Origin of the sequence: Planktothrix prolifica NIVA-CYA 540 (genome assembly GCF_963864145.1) — a bacterium.
Lineage (GTDB): Bacteria > Cyanobacteriota > Cyanobacteriia > Cyanobacteriales > Microcoleaceae > Planktothrix > Planktothrix agardhii.
In genome coordinates, this window is sequence record NZ_CAWLTW010000001.1 from 4,654,335 (window position 1) to 4,672,357 (window position 18,023).

General features: G+C 38.4%; 17 protein-coding genes. 10 read left to right on the forward strand and 7 right to left on the reverse strand.

The genetic code is table 11. From position 1 onward, the window contains the following. Nucleotides 1–60: 60 nt before the first annotated feature. Complete coding sequence (locus AC559H_RS20625; protein WP_026795088.1) at nt 61–1,071, forward strand: dihydroorotate dehydrogenase-like protein; 1,011 nt, start codon at nt 61–63, stop codon at nt 1,069–1,071. A 263-nt stretch (nt 1,072–1,334) separates the two neighbouring features. Next, nucleotides 1,335–1,919 (forward strand): 50S ribosomal protein L25/general stress protein Ctc, encoded by a 585-nt coding sequence (locus AC559H_RS20630; protein WP_026788307.1) that lies wholly within the window; start codon nt 1,335–1,337, stop codon nt 1,917–1,919. A 100-nt stretch (nt 1,920–2,019) separates the two neighbouring features. On the opposite strand, the gene AC559H_RS20635 is transcribed toward AC559H_RS20630, so the two are convergent. Then, nucleotides 2,020–3,021 carry an adenosine kinase gene (locus tag AC559H_RS20635; protein ID WP_026795087.1) on the reverse strand — a complete coding sequence of 334 codons (1,002 nt, stop codon included), beginning with the start codon at nt 3,019–3,021 and terminating at the stop codon, nt 2,020–2,022. 173 nt (nt 3,022–3,194) lie between these two features. Here AC559H_RS20635 and AC559H_RS20640 point away from each other — a divergent pair, with 173 nt between their 5' ends. Further along, nucleotides 3,195–4,736, forward strand: coding sequence for a bifunctional aminoglycoside phosphotransferase/ATP-binding protein (locus tag AC559H_RS20640; protein WP_026795086.1), 1,542 nt, complete (start codon nt 3,195–3,197; stop codon nt 4,734–4,736). 80 nt (nt 4,737–4,816) lie between these two features. Beyond that, nucleotides 4,817–6,070 (forward strand): glycoside hydrolase family 10-like protein, encoded by a 1,254-nt coding sequence (locus AC559H_RS20645; protein WP_036831272.1) that lies wholly within the window; start codon nt 4,817–4,819, stop codon nt 6,068–6,070. On the opposite strand, the gene AC559H_RS20650 is transcribed toward AC559H_RS20645, so the two are convergent. Both AC559H_RS20650 and AC559H_RS20655 read right to left on the reverse strand, forming a co-directional pair. Next, the gene (locus tag AC559H_RS20650) at nt 6,071–6,301 is read right to left on the reverse strand and encodes a hypothetical protein (protein ID WP_051319465.1); all 231 of its coding nucleotides are present in this window, start codon (nt 6,299–6,301) and stop codon (nt 6,071–6,073) included. Between the two features lie 106 nt (nt 6,302–6,407). Next, nucleotides 6,408–7,814, reverse strand: coding sequence for an aldehyde dehydrogenase (locus AC559H_RS20655; RefSeq protein WP_071782505.1), 1,407 nt, complete (start codon nt 7,812–7,814; stop codon nt 6,408–6,410). 62 nt (nt 7,815–7,876) lie between these two features. On the opposite strand from AC559H_RS20655, the gene AC559H_RS20660 reads away from it, so the two are divergent. The 6 genes from AC559H_RS20660 to AC559H_RS20685 all read left to right on the forward strand — a co-directional run bounded on the left by AC559H_RS20660 (nt 7,877) and on the right by AC559H_RS20685 (nt 12,900). Next, on the forward strand, nt 7,877–9,907 hold the full coding sequence (locus tag AC559H_RS20660; protein ID WP_026795083.1) for an FAD-dependent oxidoreductase: 2,031 nt from the start codon (nt 7,877–7,879) through the stop codon (nt 9,905–9,907). 60 nt (nt 9,908–9,967) lie between these two features. Further along, nucleotides 9,968–10,543, forward strand: a complete 576-nt coding sequence (locus tag AC559H_RS20665) for a Uma2 family endonuclease (RefSeq protein WP_026788301.1) — start codon at nt 9,968–9,970, stop codon at nt 10,541–10,543. 99 nt (nt 10,544–10,642) lie between these two features. Further along, entirely contained in the window at nt 10,643–10,822 is a 180-nt protein-coding gene (locus tag AC559H_RS20670; protein WP_141292553.1) for a hypothetical protein, read from the forward strand. Then, complete coding sequence (locus tag AC559H_RS20675; RefSeq protein WP_026788300.1) at nt 10,819–12,285, forward strand: lamin tail domain-containing protein; 1,467 nt, start codon at nt 10,819–10,821, stop codon at nt 12,283–12,285. Before AC559H_RS20670 ends, AC559H_RS20675 begins: the two co-directional genes overlap by 4 nt. 72 nt (nt 12,286–12,357) lie before the next feature. Continuing rightward, nucleotides 12,358–12,615: a hypothetical protein gene (locus AC559H_RS20680; RefSeq protein ID WP_026795082.1), complete on the forward strand. Its 258-nt coding sequence runs from the start codon at nt 12,358–12,360 to the stop codon at nt 12,613–12,615. 24 nt (nt 12,616–12,639) lie between these two features. After that, a complete protein-coding gene (locus tag AC559H_RS20685; protein ID WP_233423080.1) occupies nt 12,640–12,900 on the forward strand; it encodes a hypothetical protein in 261 nt (86 codons plus the stop codon). 97 nt (nt 12,901–12,997) lie between these two features. Here AC559H_RS20685 and ftsH read toward each other — a convergent pair whose 3' ends face one another. From ftsH to AC559H_RS20705, 4 genes are all read right to left on the reverse strand, one after another. Next, complete coding sequence (gene ftsH / locus AC559H_RS20690) at nt 12,998–14,887, reverse strand: ATP-dependent zinc metalloprotease FtsH (protein ID WP_051319467.1); 1,890 nt, start codon at nt 14,885–14,887, stop codon at nt 12,998–13,000. Nucleotides 14,888–15,030: 143 nt separating this feature from the next. Beyond that, nucleotides 15,031–15,732 carry a cyclase family protein gene (locus AC559H_RS20695; RefSeq protein WP_026788297.1) on the reverse strand — a complete coding sequence of 234 codons (702 nt, stop codon included), beginning with the start codon at nt 15,730–15,732 and terminating at the stop codon, nt 15,031–15,033. 62 nt (nt 15,733–15,794) lie between these two features. Next, a complete protein-coding gene (locus AC559H_RS20700) occupies nt 15,795–17,012 on the reverse strand; it encodes a glycosyltransferase (protein WP_051319464.1) in 1,218 nt (405 codons plus the stop codon). A gap of 53 nt (nt 17,013–17,065) precedes the next feature. Continuing rightward, the gene (locus tag AC559H_RS20705) at nt 17,066–17,965 is read right to left on the reverse strand and encodes an alpha/beta fold hydrolase (RefSeq protein WP_026795081.1); all 900 of its coding nucleotides are present in this window, start codon (nt 17,963–17,965) and stop codon (nt 17,066–17,068) included. Nucleotides 17,966–18,023: the final 58 nt, after the last annotated feature.

The following is an 18,023-nucleotide window of genomic DNA, read 5'->3' on the forward strand; positions in this document are numbered from 1 at the left end:
GGTCTGATCTCCTCGCAAAACCAATCATTATTAATCATCTAAAACCTAGGACTAAAAACAATGGATTTAACCACAACTTATCTAGGATTAAATTTACGAACTCCGATTGTTCCTTCTGCTGCTGCACCGTTATCTGAAGATATTGATAATATTAAACGCTTAGAAGATGCGGGGGCGGCGGCGGTGGTTTTACATTCCTTATTTGAGGAACAATTACTGCGGGATAAATTTGAACTGCATCATCATTTAGAATACGGAACAAATAGCTTTGCGGAGGCTTTAAGTTATTTTCCTGAACCTGATGAATACCACGTTGGGCCAGAACTTTATTTAGAACATATTCGTCAGGCTAGAGAATCAACAAATATCCCGATTATTGCTAGTTTAAATGGTTTTTCTCCTGGGGGTTGGGTGGAATATGCTCAACTGATGCAACAGGCGGGGGCGAATGCGATTGAATTGAATATTTATTATGTACCAACGGACATTAATTTAACAGGAGAACAAATCGAACAAAACTATCTAAATACCATTAGAGATGTTAAGGCGGAAGTTACTATTCCTCTGGCTTTAAAACTGAGTCCCTATTTCAGCAATATGGCAAATATGGCGAAACAATGTTGCGATGCGGGGGCCGATGGTTTAGTATTATTTAATCGCTTTCTGCAACCGGATATTAACCCCGAAGAATTGATTGTTGAACCGGGAACTATTTTAAGTAGTCCCCATGACCTGCGTTTACCTATGCGTTGGATTGCAATTTTATATGGTCGAATTAATGCGGATTTAGCCTGTACCAGTGGGGTTCAACGTGGTCATGATGCAATTAAAGTATTAATGGCGGGGGCAAAAATTACTCAAGTGTGTTCAACCTTATTACGTCATGGTTTTAATTATATTAAAGTCATGGAGGAGGATATGAAACACTGGATGGAAGAACACGAATATGAGTCTGTTAAACAAATGCAGGGTTCTATGTCGCAACTCCATTGTGAGGATAAATCAGCTTATGAACGCGCCCAATATATGAAGACAATTACATCCTATCAACCCGATCATAGTTTAGTTTAGACCCCACCCCAGCCCTCCCCTTGGTAATGGGAGGATTTTTTATTTAGACCCCACCCCAGCCCTCCCCTTGGTAATGGGAGGATTTTTTATTTAGACCCCACCCCAGCCCTCCCCTTGGTAATGGGAGGATTTTTTATTTAGACCCCACCCCAGCCCTCCCCTTGGTAATGGGAGGATTTTTTATGGCGATTTGGCTAGATTTTGGTATAATGATAGTTTGGCTAAAAATTTTTAAGCGTTTTACCCTAAGTAAAAGAAACCTCATGGAAATTACGATTGAAGGTCAAAAACGACCAGAAGGCTCTAAACCCAATGCTTTGCGTCGTCAAGGATTAATTCCGGCGGTGCTGTATGGCCATCAAGGGGCAGAATCCATTAGCATTACCATTCCGGCGAAAACCGTAGAAAACCTACTCAAAAAGAACGTTGTTAACCAGGCTCTAATTCAACTGAATATTCCTGATATCTCTTGGAGTGGTAAAACCCTACTCAGAGAAGTGCAAAAACATTCTTGGAAGGGATTTCCCTATCACCTGAGCTTCTTTTCCGTGGCTCAACAAGACAGTTTAACCGTTTCTGTTCGTCTGCATTTTGTCGGCGAATCTATTGGGGTCAAAATGGAAGGCGGTCTGTTAGATGTCGTCCTCTCTGAATTGGAAATTGAGTGCGAACCCGGTAGCATTCCCGCTCGTATTGATGTGGATGTCACAGAATTACATCAAGGTCAAGCCCTGCATATTAGAGAACTTAACTTACCTGATGGAGTTAAAGCCACGGGTGATGGCGAACAAGTAGTTGTTAGCATCATTCGTCCAGAACGTGGTGAGGAAGGCGACGCCGAAGCTTAATTTTAGGGAGTAGGGGGAAGCAGGGGGAGCAGTTTGCAAAGAGCAGTGAGAGCGTCCTCCCTCGCTAATAACCCCGAAACCCGAACCCTCACCCCAGACCCTAACTAATAATTTCCTTTAATTTATCCCGTTGAGATTCGGGTAAGCGAGGGCCATGAATTTGAACAATTTGGGAACCGAGATAGTTTCCCCAACGGGCGGCTTGGGTAGTGGTTAAACCGTTGGTAAGTCCGTATAATACCCCACCTGCAAAAGCATCCCCCGCCCCAACAGTATCCACGGGTTTAACCGGGAAACCGTGAACATGAATTAGGGTTTGGTTTTCCACTACTAAACAGCCCTTATCACTATTAGTAATAAAAACAAAATTCACCTTTTCTCCTAACTGACGGGCGCAAACCTCTAAATCTTCGCTACCGCAGAAGTGGCGCACCTCATCCGCATTACAAAACAACACATTACAATATTCAGTTAAAACACTGCGAAAATCATCCCCAAACCGTCCGACTAAAAACATATCGGAAAAGGTAAACGCCACCTTTACCCCTAGGCGTTTAGAATGTTCCATTGTTTCAATACTAGCCTTACGAGGTTCGGGTGCATCCCACAAATAGCCCTCAATATAACTGTATTGACACTGACTCAAATGATCAAGATTAATATCCGTCACCGATAAGGTTGTGGAAACCCCCAAATTAGTACACATAGTACGTTCTGCGTCGGGAGTTGTTAATACTAAACAGGTTCCCGTTGGCCCTTGGCTATTATCGGCGGGTTCAATTTCAAACCCAATTCCAGCGGCGACCATATCCTGTTGATAAAATTCGCCATTGGTATCCGTACTAACTTTACCCGAATAAATTCCCGTACCGCCACTTTGGGCGATCGCAATCATAGTATTAGCAGCAGAGCCCCCACAACGTAATTCTAGGGAATTGTTTTCTAATTGTTGCAATAATTTCCCCTGTTTGACCGTATCCATCAGGGTCATAGCACCTCGGTTGAGGTCATGGCTTTGAATAAAATTATCCTCAACTAATGCCAAAATATCGAGGAGGGCATTTCCAACACCAAAGACATTAAAGGATTTGGGTTCTGTCATTGACTATTTCTGTAAAACGGTTTGAACAATTCAATTGTTGATCATAGCAAATTTTCTGTAACTTTTATTTTCAAATTATGAGAATTTGCTTTTTTCGGTGAGATAATAAAAATAATACCCAACTGATTACCGTTTCTTTCGCAAAATTCAATTCATTTTGATCTTTTTTTAATATGACTGACTCTGAACTTCCTCTGCTAATTCAACAAATGTTAGAACCGGATTTTTATCCCCATCCGGTACAGGAACCCATTGAACTTTTACAAACTCATATTTCATTTATATTATTAACGGGAGAATACGCTTATAAAATTAAAAAAATAGTTGATTTTGGATTTTTAGATTATTCGACCTTAGAGAAACGACGATATTTTTGTGAACAAGAATTACAAATGAACCAGCAACAAGCACCAGAATTGTATTTAGAGGTTTTACCAATAATAGAAGTAGGCGATCTCTTTCAATTTGGGGAAAATCAAAATCATGCCATTGAATATAGCTTAAAAATGCGCCAATTCCCCCAAGAAAATTTATTTATTAATTTGTTTAATCAAGATAAATTAACAAAACAAGAAATGGAGGATTTAGGAAATGTTGTGGCTAAGTTTCATCTCAATTGTCCCAGCAATGAGCAAATTTTACAATTTGGAGAAATTGCTCAAATTCGTCATTCCATTGATGGAAATTATCTAAAAACAGAAAAATATATTGGTTGTTGTCAAACTCAAGAACAATATGAACAAACTAAAGAATATACAGATAGATTTTTTGAAACCCATGAAGCTATTTTTAAGAGTCGGATTGAAAACCGATTTATTCGAGAATGTCATGGAGATTTACATTTAAAAAATATCTGTATTTATCAAGATAAAATATTACTATTTGATCGGATTGAATTTAATCAAGAATTTCGGTTTGTTGATGTAATTTATGATGTGGCTTTTGTGGTTATGGACTTAGAAGGACGAGGACGGAATGATTTAGGAAATAAGTTTTTAAATACTTATATTGAAAACACTGGGGACTGGGAAGGATTACAATTATTACCATTTTATTTGACCCGTCAAGCCTATGTTAGAGCCAAAGTTAATTCCTTAATATTAGATGATTCAGCTATTACTGAAGAACAAAAAGAAATAGCCAAACAAGAAGCAACTCAATATTATAAATTAGCTTGGCAATATACCCGCAAATCTTTAGGAGGAATCGTGATGATGTCGGGGTTATCGGGGTCAGGAAAAAGCACCACCGCCCGCCAACTATCTAAACAATTAAATGCCATTCATATTCGTTCCGATGCAGTTAGAAAACATTTAGCAAATGTTCCTCTCCACGAACCAGGAGGAGAAGAAATCTATACTCCAGAGATGACCGAAAAAACCTATAAACGGTTATTAGAATTAGGATTATTATTAGCAAAACAAGGATTTTGGGTAATTTTAGATGCCAAATATGAGCAACAAGAACGACGGGGAGAAGTCATAGAAACCTGTCATACCCATCAATTACCCCTACAAATTATTGAATGTACAGCACCAATGGATATTTTACAAGAACGTTTACAACAACGTCAAGGGGATATTTCTGACGCAACTATTGATTTATTAACCTCCCAACGTACCACATCTCAACCTTTTACAGATTCCGAAAAAAACTATCTTACCACCATTGATACGACCCAAAATATTGATCAGCAATGGAAAAAATTATATTAAAATAATCTATTATTTGAGGTTGCGCTTGCAATTCTCCTTCTTCGTGTCTTAGTGCCTTTGTGTTTCCTTCCTTAATAATAATGAAATTAACAAAAAAAACCAGCTTAATTATCTATGGAATTTCCAGTTTAATTTTATCATTGATTTTAGCGATCGCCCTTTTAATTCCGCCCACATCTTCCCAACCAATTTTAATTATCCCCAATGAAGTTAGAGGAGTTTGGTTAACAAATGTTAGCAGTGGAGTCTTATTTTTTCCTTGGGGAATTAATCGCGCTTTAGATCAATTATCGCAACTAAAATTTAATACCATTTATCCCGTAGTTTGGAATAGAGGAAGCACATTTTATAAAAGTGCAGTGGGAAAAAGAGTCATGGGTCGCTCTCAAGATTCATTATTAAATATAACCCAATTAGGGGGAGATATCCTATCAAAAATTGTCTTAGAAGGACACAGAAAAGGATTAAAAGTAATTCCTTGGTTTGAATATGGGTTTATGGCGCCTAAAAACTCTGCTATTGTCCAACGACATCCCGACTGGATCGCCCAAACTCAAAAAGGAGAAAAAGAGTTAGATCCTTTAAGGAGTTCTGAGGATGTTTCCTATCAAACTAAAGTTAAAAACTGGATTTTTAATCAAATATTAGAATGGATGACTATTAACAATGTCTGGTTAAATCCTTTACATCCTGAAGTCCAACAGTTTATTGAAGATTTGATTTTAGAAGTAGTAATGAAATATAATATTGATGGGATTCAACTGGATGATCATTTCGGTCTTCCCGTGGAATTTGGCTATGATGAATATACGATTAAACTCTATCAAAAAGAACATAATGGTCAGTCTCCCCCTAATGATTATTATGATCAAGAATGGCGAAGTTGGAGAGCAAATAAAATTACTAAATTAGTTGAAAGAATTGTTAAAAAAGTTAAAATAGCTAAACCTAATTGTCTTATTTCTTTATCCCCTAATCCTTATGAATATACCTATGAAATGTATTTACAAGATTGGTTAACCTGGGTCGATCAAGGATTAGTGGATGAAATTATTTTACAAGTTTATCGAGATAGTATGGTAAAATTTATTTCAGAATTAGACCATGAATCTGTTCAAATTGCTAGGCGGAAAGTCCCGGTAATTATTGGGTTATTAAGTGGAACATTACGCCATCCTGTTCCGATGGAACAAATTGAAAAACAAATGAAGGTTGTGCGCGATCGCGGCTTTGATGGAATCTCATTTTTTTATTGGGAAACCCTGTGGAGTTATTTCACTCCCGACTCCCCCCGATATCGTCGCCACAGCTTTAAAACCTTATTTTTAGATTAATTAATCCGACATTCCTAAAAATGCTTTGAGAGCGATTTTATATCTATTTCTTAACCGCTTAGAAGCTAAACCACCTTGCTGAATTCTTGCAAGAACATTAGCAGAAAAATATCCATTTGGAATCGGGCTACCAGGAGTGATTAAACTAGCTAAATCAATAGCATTCATTTCACGAGCATACTGATAAGCCACAACGGATTCATCTCCCAAATTAATGGTGATGCTAGTCATGAAGAACCTTGTCTAAATATGCTTCCCGAATTGCTAACTGCTTTTTCAGGATGAAAGCGAAACTGGATTGACATAGCAACTGTAAAAAATAACTATTATATCTTAATTATTGCATTAGAATTTTTTTTATTAACCATTCTTTGCCTTTATAGGGTGGATAACGTAGGGGTAAATCTAATAAAAATGTTTGTTTTAATACACTACGATAATGGGAAAATCGATCAAAGGTGGTTTTTCCATGGTAACTTCCTATCCCACTTTCTCCAACACCGCCAAAGGGTAAAGATTTCCCCCCAATTTGGAGTACGGTATCATTAAAACAGAGGGTTCCTGATGAGGTTTCTTGTAATATTCGGTTTTGTTTGTTTTTATCGTTAGAAAATAAATATAATGCTAAAGGTTTGGGACGACTGTTGATTTTTGCGATCGCTTCTCCTAAATCCTGATATTCTAAAATAGGTAAAATTGGCCCAAAAATTTCCTCCTGCATAATTAAATCATCCCAGGAAATATTATCAATTAAAGTGGGAGCAATATATCTGGTTTCCGGGTTAGTTTTGCCTCCGGTAATAATCTGACCCACGTTTAAAAATTGCTGTAATCTGTTAAAATGAAATTGATTAATAATCCGCGAATAGTCGGGACTGGTTTCGGGATTATCTCCCCAAAAAGTTTTAATCCATTTCTGCAACGCGATAATTAATTCCGATTTTATTCGAGAATTTACTAATAAATAATCGGGGGCGATACAAGTTTGACCCGCATTAATTAATTTACCCCAAATAATCCGTTTTGCGGTATAATCTAATTGAATATCATCCTCGACAATACAGGGACTTTTTCCTCCTAATTCTAAAGTAACTGGGGTTAAATGTTTGGCTGCGGCTTCCATGACAATTTGACCGACTTTTTGCCCCCCGGTAAAGAAAATATGATCGAACTTTTCGGCTAATAATTCTTGACTGGTTTCGACTCCGCCTTCAACCACGGCAATATATTCAGAATTAAAGGTTTTGCTGATAATATCACTAATAATTTTAGAGGTATTAACAGCAATTTCCGAAGGTTTTAAAATCGCACAATTGCCCGCCGCGATCGCTCCAATTAAAGGAGAAATCAATAGTTGAAACGGATAATTCCAAGGGCCTATAATTAGGATAATTCCTAAAGGTTGAGGATAAATAAATGTTGAGGCGGGAAGTTGACCTAAAGAGGCGGGAATTTTTTGGGGTTTAACCCAAGATTTGAGATGTTTAATGGCATAATTGAGTTCAGCAACGGGGGAAAACTCAAAACATGATTCCAGGTCAGGACGGCATAAATCGGCTTTTATCGCATTAATAATGGCTGTTTCATGGAAGGCGATCGCCTGTTTCAAACCCTGAAGTTGGGTAAGGCGAAACTGGATATCCTGGGTTTGTCCAGTGGCAAAAAAGTCTCGCTGTTGCTGGATTAAACCTTGAATTGCTGTTTTTTCACTCATTTTTGCTTTTCCAAAATTATCTGATCCCATTTTATGGTACAACTTGATCTGGTAAAGTTATTGCAACTGAGGTCAAGCTGAGAATGGCAAACATCAAAGAAATTTTATATCTTGAAGTTCCCACTCCCGGTACTCAACAGGTTTGTACTTGGTTGCAAGAAAAATTTCAAGCAGAAATGGGGGAAAAATTTATCACCCCCGATGGTTTTAGGTTGCGGTTTTCTCCCCAGCATGAAAACACGACAGAATGTCATGAACTTTCAATTTTTGTTTGGTCAGTGCAACGGACAACTTATTTAAAAGTATTTCGCATCGGTCAACCGCCCAAAACCCAAGAAAAACTATTTTTAAAGCATTTAGAAACCGAAATTAGAACCGCATTTCCCCATCAATATCCCGAACCTCCAGAGATTAATTTATCTCAACAATCTATTTTTGAAGGATTAGAAAAAGATTATCCTTTAACGGTCAAATACTTCAAAAAAATGCCCAATGGGGAATTTGATCTCAAACGGGTTTATTGGTGGGAAAAACGCTGGCGAGAAGGAGTAAGAAATCCCCAAACTCCTAAACAAGTTATTTTTAAAAGTGATGATTCCCAGACCGATGATTCCCCTAATTATGACTTAATTTATATCGGGGGTGCTTTAGGGGTAATTCATGCGGCGGTGATGGCAAGATTAGGCTATAAAGTATTATTAATTGAACGGTTGCCTTTTGGTCGGATGAACCGAGAATGGAATATTTCTCGGAGTGAGTTAAAAAGTTTAATTGATTTAAAATTATTTACCCCGACGGAAATCGAAAGTTTTATCGCCAGAGAATATAAAGATGGATTTCATAAGTTTTTTGATGCTTATAATCCTAAAATTGCTCAAGCTGAAATTCTCCATACTCCAACGGTTTTAAATGTTGCCTTAGATGCTGAAATTCTATTAAAATTATCCGGGGAAAAACTCAAGCAAGCTGGAGGAGATATTTGGGATGAAACGGAGTTTTTACAAGCGAATATTAACCCCAATCAAGTTACTATTAATTCCCTGCATATTCCCAGCCAAACCGAACGAACTGCCACCGGAAGGCTATTAGTAGATGCCATGGGAACGGCCTCCCCTATTGCTTGGCAATTGAACGGAGGACGGGCTTTTGATAGCGTATGTCCGACGGTGGGGGCGGTAATTGAGGGGGGGTTTGAACCGGGGGTTTGGGATGCCACCTATGGGGACGTTTTAAATAGTCATGGGGATATTTCTCGGGGTAGACAGTTAATTTGGGAACTGTTTCCCGGAGCAGGAAATGAATTAACTTTTTATCTGTTTCACTATCATCAAGTTAATCCTAAAAACCCCGGTTCTCTATTGGAAATGTATGAAGATTTTTTCACTATTTTACCCGAATATCGTCGCTGTGATATGGATAAATTAGTTTGGAAAAAACCAACTTTTGGCTATATTCCGGGGCATTTTAGTACCGGAAGTAGCGATCGCAAAATTAGTGTTGATCGATTAATTTTAATTGGCGATGCTGCTTCTTTACAATCTCCCTTGGTGTTTACGGGATTTGGGTCTTTAGTGCGGAATTTATCTCGATTAACAGACCTATTAAATACCGCTTTAAAACATAATTTATTAACCGCAAAATCCCTAGATCAAATTCGGGCGTATCAAACTAATGTTTCTGTTACCTGGTTATTTTCTAAAGGGATGATGGTACCCACGGGTAAATATTTACCCCCAGAAAAAATTAACTCAATTTTAAATACTTTTTTTGGGGTTTTAGCAACAGAATCTCAAGAAATTGCGGAAACGTTTATTAAAGATCGAACCACTTGGTGGATTTTTACGCGGTTAGCCCTGAAAGCAGCCCGGATAAATCCTTTATTATTAATTTGGATTTTAGACTTTGTAAATGTGGGAGAAGTTCTAAGATGGATGAAGAATTTTATTCAATTTATGGTATTATCTATGATTAGTTTCCTTTGCGGTTGGCTTCCTAATTTCAGTCGCAAAATTCAACCCTGGTTAGAACCCCGTTATCCTAAACTTTGGATGTGGTTATTAACAACAAGTTATGCTTTAACCGATGGGATGGGAAAACCTCAAACTCCACATTTTAACACCTGAAAACTCAATTAATCTCAATTTCAATTTGTCATCAATTATAACAATTAATTTGAGGGGAAAATGAATACAGTTACTTTAAATCTCAATCCGATTATTAAACTCACACATGATCAATTTTATCAACTGTGTGCAGCTAATCCAGATTTACAATTAGAACGTAATGCTGAGGGAGAATTAATTGTTATGCCACCCACTGGAGGAGAAACAGGAAAACGCAATTCTAAACTTAATTTACAATTAGGAATTTGGAATGAACGTACTCAATTAGGTGAAGTTTTTGACTCATCCACTGGTTTTACTTTACCAAATAAAGCAGATCGATCGCCTGATGTTGCTTGGTTAGAAAAATCTCGTTGGCTGGCTTTAACTTCTGCACAAAGAGAAAAGTTTATTCCTTTATGTCCTGATTTTGTGATTGAGTTACTTTCTCCTAATGATAGTTTGAAAAAAACTCAAGACAAAATGCAAGAATATATGGAAAATGGCTGTCGGCTGGGTTGGTTAATTAATTGCAAAAATCAACAAGTTGAGATTTACAGAATTGGTAAAGAAATAGAAGTTTTAGATATTCCTAATAGTATTTCAGGTGAAGATGTATTACCAGATTTTGTGCTAAATCTGGAACAAATTTGGTAGTTTATAGCGATCGCTTGCTAATTTTTTCAGGGGCGATCGCTTTTTTGATCAAATAGGACTTACAAATGGATTGGCAATGCTCAATTTGCTCCCACTTTATTGGGTTACATCGAAGGAGCACCCCCAGTACCTAGTGAAAACCTCACCTTAGCCGATGATTATAACGGCGCAACTTCAGTGGAATTAACCATGACGGAAGATGTGAGGTTTAATTGGACGCGATCGCAAGATAGCGGTAGTATAGATGAATCAATTACAAGTTACATAAAACATCCATGAATAACAGTGAAATATCAAGTCTCCAATCTACCGAAGCTTTGACTGGTGGAAATGAACTGAAAAAGCGGGAAATTAGTGATAGCAGAACTAATTTTTATATCGTAGATACCAACAATCCCATCAACATCAATGGTGATCTTAATGCCTGGGAAATTTGGGCGGATACAACAGCATCTGTACAACTGATTATTTACAGAAAGGAAGCAGGTTCTTGGTCAGTAGTGGGCAAGAGCGATCTCAAAACCCCAGTGGTGGGACTTAACCAGTTTGCCATATCTACACCCATTACAGTGAAAAAAGGTGACTATATTGGGATCTATTATCCCGGAGCAGGTTCTGTCAGTTTCAACCGTAAAACTGCACAGGACGCTTGGGACTTAGGAAATTTAACTGGCACAGCTCTTTTCACTGCCTCTGGTGCTAACGCGACAGCTTTTTCAGGTTCAAGCAATCGAATTTACTCAATCCTGGTGAAAGGTGCTGTTCCTGTTATTCAATCCCCCGCACCCCAACCCCAACCCGTACCAGAAGTAACTCCTGCACCGGAAACAACATCGGAAGTAACCCCCGCACCCCAACCCGTACCAGAAGTAACTCCTGCACCGGAAACAACGCCCGAACCTTTAGTCAGTGACTCGGAAGAATTTACCATCACCGCGACTAAAGATGTAACGATTTCCAAATTAGTTTATAAAGGTCAAGTCAAACGCACTCAAGCCGATGAATATATAGAGATTAGCAACCCCGGTAACAGTCCAGCGAATCTCTCCGGTTGGAAAATCACTTCTGCGGGTAGCCTCAAGCAAGTATTCACGTTCCCACAAGGCACTATCTTAGAAGCTGGTAAGAGTTTCCGCGTTTATACTAATGAAGTACATCCTGAAACGGGTGGTTTCTCCTTTGGTAGTGGTACTGCCATTTGGAATGATGCCGGAGATGAAGCTAAACTTTTTGATGCAGCCGGAAACAATGTTTCTACTTTAGCTTATGGAAAAAATACCATTGCTGGTATCAAACAACAATTCCAAGTTCCTCAATTACAGTTTGTTGCGACTCATAGTGCAATTAACAAACAAATGTCTTTAACGGGTAAAGTTACATTTACTGAAGCTTTATCTTTAGCAATTAAGAGTTTTCTGGAGGATGATACTCATCCTGAAAGTCCTTTAGCAATGATTCTTAAAAAGCCGGGTCTTTTTGGTTTACCAGCAGATGCTACTAAAGCAATGGCTACGGAAAAATTGCGTTCTTTGATGAATGCAGATGCAAAACTTATCTTATATCCTACTTCTGACCGCCAGACTGCGGATTTTGGGGAAACAGTGCCAGAAAATTGGATTTTTGAACTACAAATTGGTACTAAGGATCGTACAGTGTACGAATATTTTCTTGAAAGTACAATGCGCTGGGCAATTATCCCCCGTTCAGGCGCAAAAGTCTATAACTACGCTGTTTCTTTCTAGTTAAAGTCGTCTTATTGCTATGTAAAAGTGCTTTTGCAGAGCAATAGCTAAAACGTATTTACATTGCACAATATGGAGTCAGAACTCTTCGCCCAAGCCACCGTTAACATGACTCAAACCATGAGTAAAACCGAATCTCGTAGCAAGGGTTTTGAGTTGAATATTGACTTGAGTGGGATGGAAAATAAAGGGGTGACGGACTATAAAGATAACCCCATCCTGCCATGGGAAAAAGTTGACCGTTATCGCTTTATGAGTTTCTATCTTGAAGGGAGTACCCAACACTTCCAAGACTTCTTTAACTATGTGGTTGACCCGGAATGGTTGTAAAGCAATGACGAAGAAGCACGGGCGTTGCGTGAAACTCTTGGGGGTAAGCCCAATAACACTTGGCGGGTGTTGCACCGTGTCACTTATGTGGAACGTCCAGCACTGATGGGCTTTGGTCGCGATGTGCGTCAGTTTAAAGTTCGGGATGAAAATGTCGGAATTGGTAAGGTCATTGTTGATGTTGCTAATTTACAACAGAAAGTTGATCAAATTCTGGAATGGATTAGCTCACAACCAAAGTCATCAACTAGAGCGAGTTTATCCCTTTTTCAATTAATCAATTAGATAGCGATCGCTTGCTAATTTTTCAGAGGCGATCGCTTTTTTGATCAAACAGGTCAGCCAGAGAACAAAACAGCCCTAAATCTAGGTGTTTAACAGCTTAACTAACCTTAACTGTCAGGGGAGTATATTCTGCCACTAATTTCCGAAATTGTTCTCCCTCCAAGGTTTCAATTTCTAACAGTAATTCCACCAACTGATCCATTAACATTCTGTTGTCACGAACCAGTTTTCGGGCTTTTTCATAACAGTCAAAAGCCAGATCTCGAATTAGATGATCAATTTGGGTAGCTACTTCCTCCGAATATTCCGATTGAGAAGGAAATCCTCGACCTAAAAACACTTCCGCCGAGGGACTTTCTAAAGCAACTAAACCCAATTCCGACATTCCATAACGAGTCACCATTTCCCTGGCTAAATTCGTTACCGTTTGAATATCATTACTCGCCCCAACCGTAACTTCCGAATCCCCAAAAACCTCCATTTCCGCCGCCCGTCCGCCCAAACAAATGGTAATTTGATCAATTAACCAGGATTTTGTATATAACCCACTATCCACCATTTCTTCATTAAACATTTGTTGAGCAAAACCGCCAATTCCTCCCGAACGCGGAATAATGGTAACTTTATTTAAAGGATCAGAATTCTTCAATAAAGTCATTAACAAAGCGTGTCCGATTTCATGATAGGCAATCAGACGCTTTTTCTTACTATCTAATAACGGCGTTAAAGCTAACCCAATCGTAATCCGATCAATCGCATCATCAATTTCTAAAGGAGTAATTGATTCCTTACGACGTCGGGCGGTTAAAATCGCCGCTTCATTGAGTAAATTCGCTAAATCTGCCCCCGATAATCCCGGCGTCCGACGGGCGATCGCATCTAAAGAAACATCCTCCGATAACCTCTTATTCCGAGCATGAACTTCCAAAATCCCCAAGCGGCCATTAAAACTAGGTAAATCCACCATAACCTGTCGATCAAATCGACCCGGACGCAATAACGCCGCATCCAAAACATCGGGGCGGTTAGTCGCCGCAATCACAATAATGCCCGTATTTCCTTCAAAACCGTCCATTTCCGTTAATAATTGGTTTAGGGTTTGTTCACGCTCATCATTTCCCCCACCAATACCCGCGCCCCGTTGACGTCCGACCGCATCAATTTCATCAATAAACACCAAACAGGGGGCATTTTCCTTCGCCTTTCTAAATAAATCCCGCACCCGGGAAGCGCCGACCCCGACGAACATCTCCACAAATTCCGACCCAGAAATACTAAAAAACGGGACTCCGGCTTCCCCAGCCACCGCCCGGGCTAAGAGGGTTTTTCCCGTCCCTGGGGGCCCAATTAACAATACTCCTCTGGGAATTTTAGCCCCAATCGCGGTAAAACGTTCCGGTTGCTTCAAGAAAGTGACAACTTCCTGTAATTCTTCCTTAGCTTCCTCAATTCCCGCCACATCTTCAAATAAGATTCCGGTTTTCGCCTCCATTTGAAACCTGGCCTTGGATTTGCCAAAATTCATCGCTTGGCCCGATGCTTGGGTAGACCGTCGCAGAATCATTAATAAAATCGCCAATAGGCCAAAAATAATCAGCATATTGACGATCAGCCCCATGGCCATACTATTATCCGCCGAAGGGCTAACTCCATACTCGACATTATTTGCCCGAATTTCTCCCATCAATTCCGGGTTTTGGGCAAACAGGGAGACAAAATATATCGACCCAGCCTTTTTATCTTTCTCTCCCTTCAAAGTGACTTTCGCCATTTGTCGTGAGGGGTCTTCTTCAATTTTTTGAACTTCCCCGGCTTGAATTTTCTGCAACAGTTGACTGTAGCTGATGGTTTTTGGGACGTTATCCGCAAAAGCCGGAGTTCCCATCAGCACCCCTTGGGCGATCATCCAACTTCCCAAAAGTCGCCCCAGTCTTTTCCCAATCTTTGTTTTCTGGGGGACTATCTGTTGAGGATTTGACCCTCCCATCCAGGTTTTGATCCAAGACCTATTCATTCTACCTTTTCCCGTTGCTACGCTCATTTCTATCTAGTTTAACGCCCCGATGGGGAAATTATGGCTCAAGTCGTCAGAATTCAAGAGTTAAACGACCGGGTAATTAACAGTTTAACTTAAATTAAGGCTAACACAGAAACAGGTGAACCCGAACCGCCTGTTAATTTTAAAATACCGATAATTAAGGTAATTCCAGTGGCGGGAAGTTGATCCAGATTGGTCAAATTCTCTAACACAAAACCGTTATTTTTCAAAATCAGTTTATTAGTATTAAAACTATTATCAAAACCTGGGTCAACTCCATGGGTATCAATTCCAACTCCCTTAATATTGCGCTGTTCGATTAAAAATTGAGTTGCTTCACTCCCAAACCCCGGAAAGTGCAGTTTTCCCTCGGTATCAATATTTAAAAAATCAATGGGATTATGCCATTTTTTCTGCCAACCTGTATAAAGTAAAACCATACTATTTTCAGGAATAATATTATACTGTTTTTCCCATAATTCAATATCACTCACCGTTAAAATTGAATCAGGATTTTGACTAGCTTTTTCTCTAATATTAATCACAACTGCGGGAAGAATACAAGACTCTGGCGAATAATCATCAATTCCAATTCCATCTTGATAAAAACTTTTAGGCGAATTCAAATGAGTTCCACTATGTTCTCCCATGGAAAACCTTCTTAAATAATATCCCGATGTCGAAAAATCTGCTATAGTTTCTAATTCCACAACCGGATCACCTGGCCATAAAGGAATATCAGGATGAATTTTATGGGTTAAATCAATAATTCTGCGGTAATTAATTGTTTTCATAATTGTGATTATCCTACCTTCTTACTTCGTGTCTTAGTGCCTTTGTGTTTCTCTCTTTAATCTTAATCGTGAATTCTAATCCATTGATTCAGAATTTTATAAATATTAACTAATCCTTGTAAATGCGATCGCGGAGAACGTCCATATAAAAAATCATGCAGACTGATTTGATAATTATATTGTAGGGCTAAATCTAACCATAAATTATTATAGGCTTGTCCTTTAATATAATCAGGAACTGTGTTATAATAATAAGGAAAACTATCTAAACAAGTATTAAAAAAGTTTTTGCGACCTTGATATTTTAAATAATTAAAACGGGGTTGAAAAACCGTTAAATTATCTAAAGTAGTATGAATATTATCAGCTAGAGCTTCAGGATCAAATTCCGATAATAACCCTGATCCCGTAGGGAATAATTCAGCTTTACCTCTGACATATTGATTGAATTGCCGAAAACAAATCACCGGAATATTACAACTCATCGCTTCTGAAAGACTGCGATTTTTTCCTTCTAAAAGAGAACCCAAAAGACAAACTTTAGACCGAGAATAATACAGAGGCATTTCTTGATAATAGTCAACTTGAGAAACTATTTTAATATTATCTAAATTGTTAACTAAAATAGTTTGAATTTTTTGCCATTCTAATTGAGCTTCATTACTTAGTAATTCAATAGAATTAAAATCAAAATTATCCTCTAAAATTAGAGTCATTTTTAAAGGTTTATTATATTTTTTTTGATAAATATTTAATGCCTGGGCAATTATCGGTAAATTATAAATAGGAGATAATTTAGCCACGCACAAAATATCAATATCTTTGGTTTTAATGGGCTGAGGTGCAATCAAATATTCATTAATAAAATCGCCATTAGAAGCCGGAATTAAAATTTTATTAGCCCGTTGAGGATAGGTTTTTTTAAACCAATCTGCACGGGAGGGATTATCATATAAACAAAAATAGGCATCAGCCGTATTAGACCAAGGATAAGCACACCAAAGGGAATCAGCTATCGAAAAGAAAACCTCAGAAAGTTGAGGTAAAAGTTTATTTAATAAATCTACAGATTCACTAAAATATAATCCTTTAATAAATTTACCTTCATAAAACAAAGGCGGGAGTAAAATATGAAAATTTACGTTTTCAAAACGGTCAGATTCTTGTTCAAAAATTTCATTAGTCCAGCTATCTAAATCAGAATAAATTTCTTCTGAGGATTTATAAATTTCAGGACTATTAAAATATTGGCTTTGGCGTTCGTAGTTTCCTATTCCCATAATATTTTATGCTTTTTTATTAATTAGGTGAGCTAGGCCCACCCTACAAGAGTTTATTTTAGATTCAATTGGTCTAACCAATTCAAAATCATAGCATTTACCTGTTCGGGACGTTCATCATGGGGACAATGACCTGTATCTGGAATTGAAATAAATTCAACAGATGGATTTATTTCCGCCAAATCTTGATAAATTTTTGCCCCAGTAATTGGTGTCCAAGGGTCAGTTTCTCCCCAAATAATTAATAACGGTTGTTGAATTTGGGGTAATAATTCTGAGGGTTGAGGGCCGGGAGGGGCGGTTAAAATCGAAGCAAAGACCTGTTGAGCACCAATATCATTAGAAGGAGTATATAATAGCTCTACCAATTCATCGGTAATGGCTTGTTTATTGCCATAAACTTGATGTAAAGTATTTCTAATGCGGTGTTTTTGTCGAATTTGATTAAACATAAACGGCCCAATAATAGGATTATTCACGACTTTTGCAAATAATCCCATAATCAACCGTAGGGGTAAATTCAATTCTTCAGGGCGATGATTTAACCCACCCGCACAATTAATTAATACCGCTCCTGCTGATATTTCAGGATGGTTAGCAACCATGATTAAACCCAATAATGCCCCGATAGAATTGCCGATAAAAATAGCGGGTTGTTGAATCTTTTCTGCCCAAAAATCTGTTAGTAATTCTTCCCACAATTCTAAACTATAATCGAGATTGGGTTTTGCAGAGGCCCCAAATCCCAATAAATCTAAAGCAAAAACCTGGTATCCTCCTTGGGCTAAAATAGGGATATTATGACGCCAATGTCCAATGGACGCACCAAACCCATGAATCAGGACTAAGGGCTGTCCGCTTCCGGTGGCGGTATACTGGATTTGATGACCTTTCCATGTCCAGGTCTGGGGTTCAAAGGGGGTTGTGATTTGGGGGGAAGTTGTGGTTGTCATTTTATTAAGATTTGTAAACACTATCTTTGTATCATAGTTCACCAACCCCGCCGTAAAA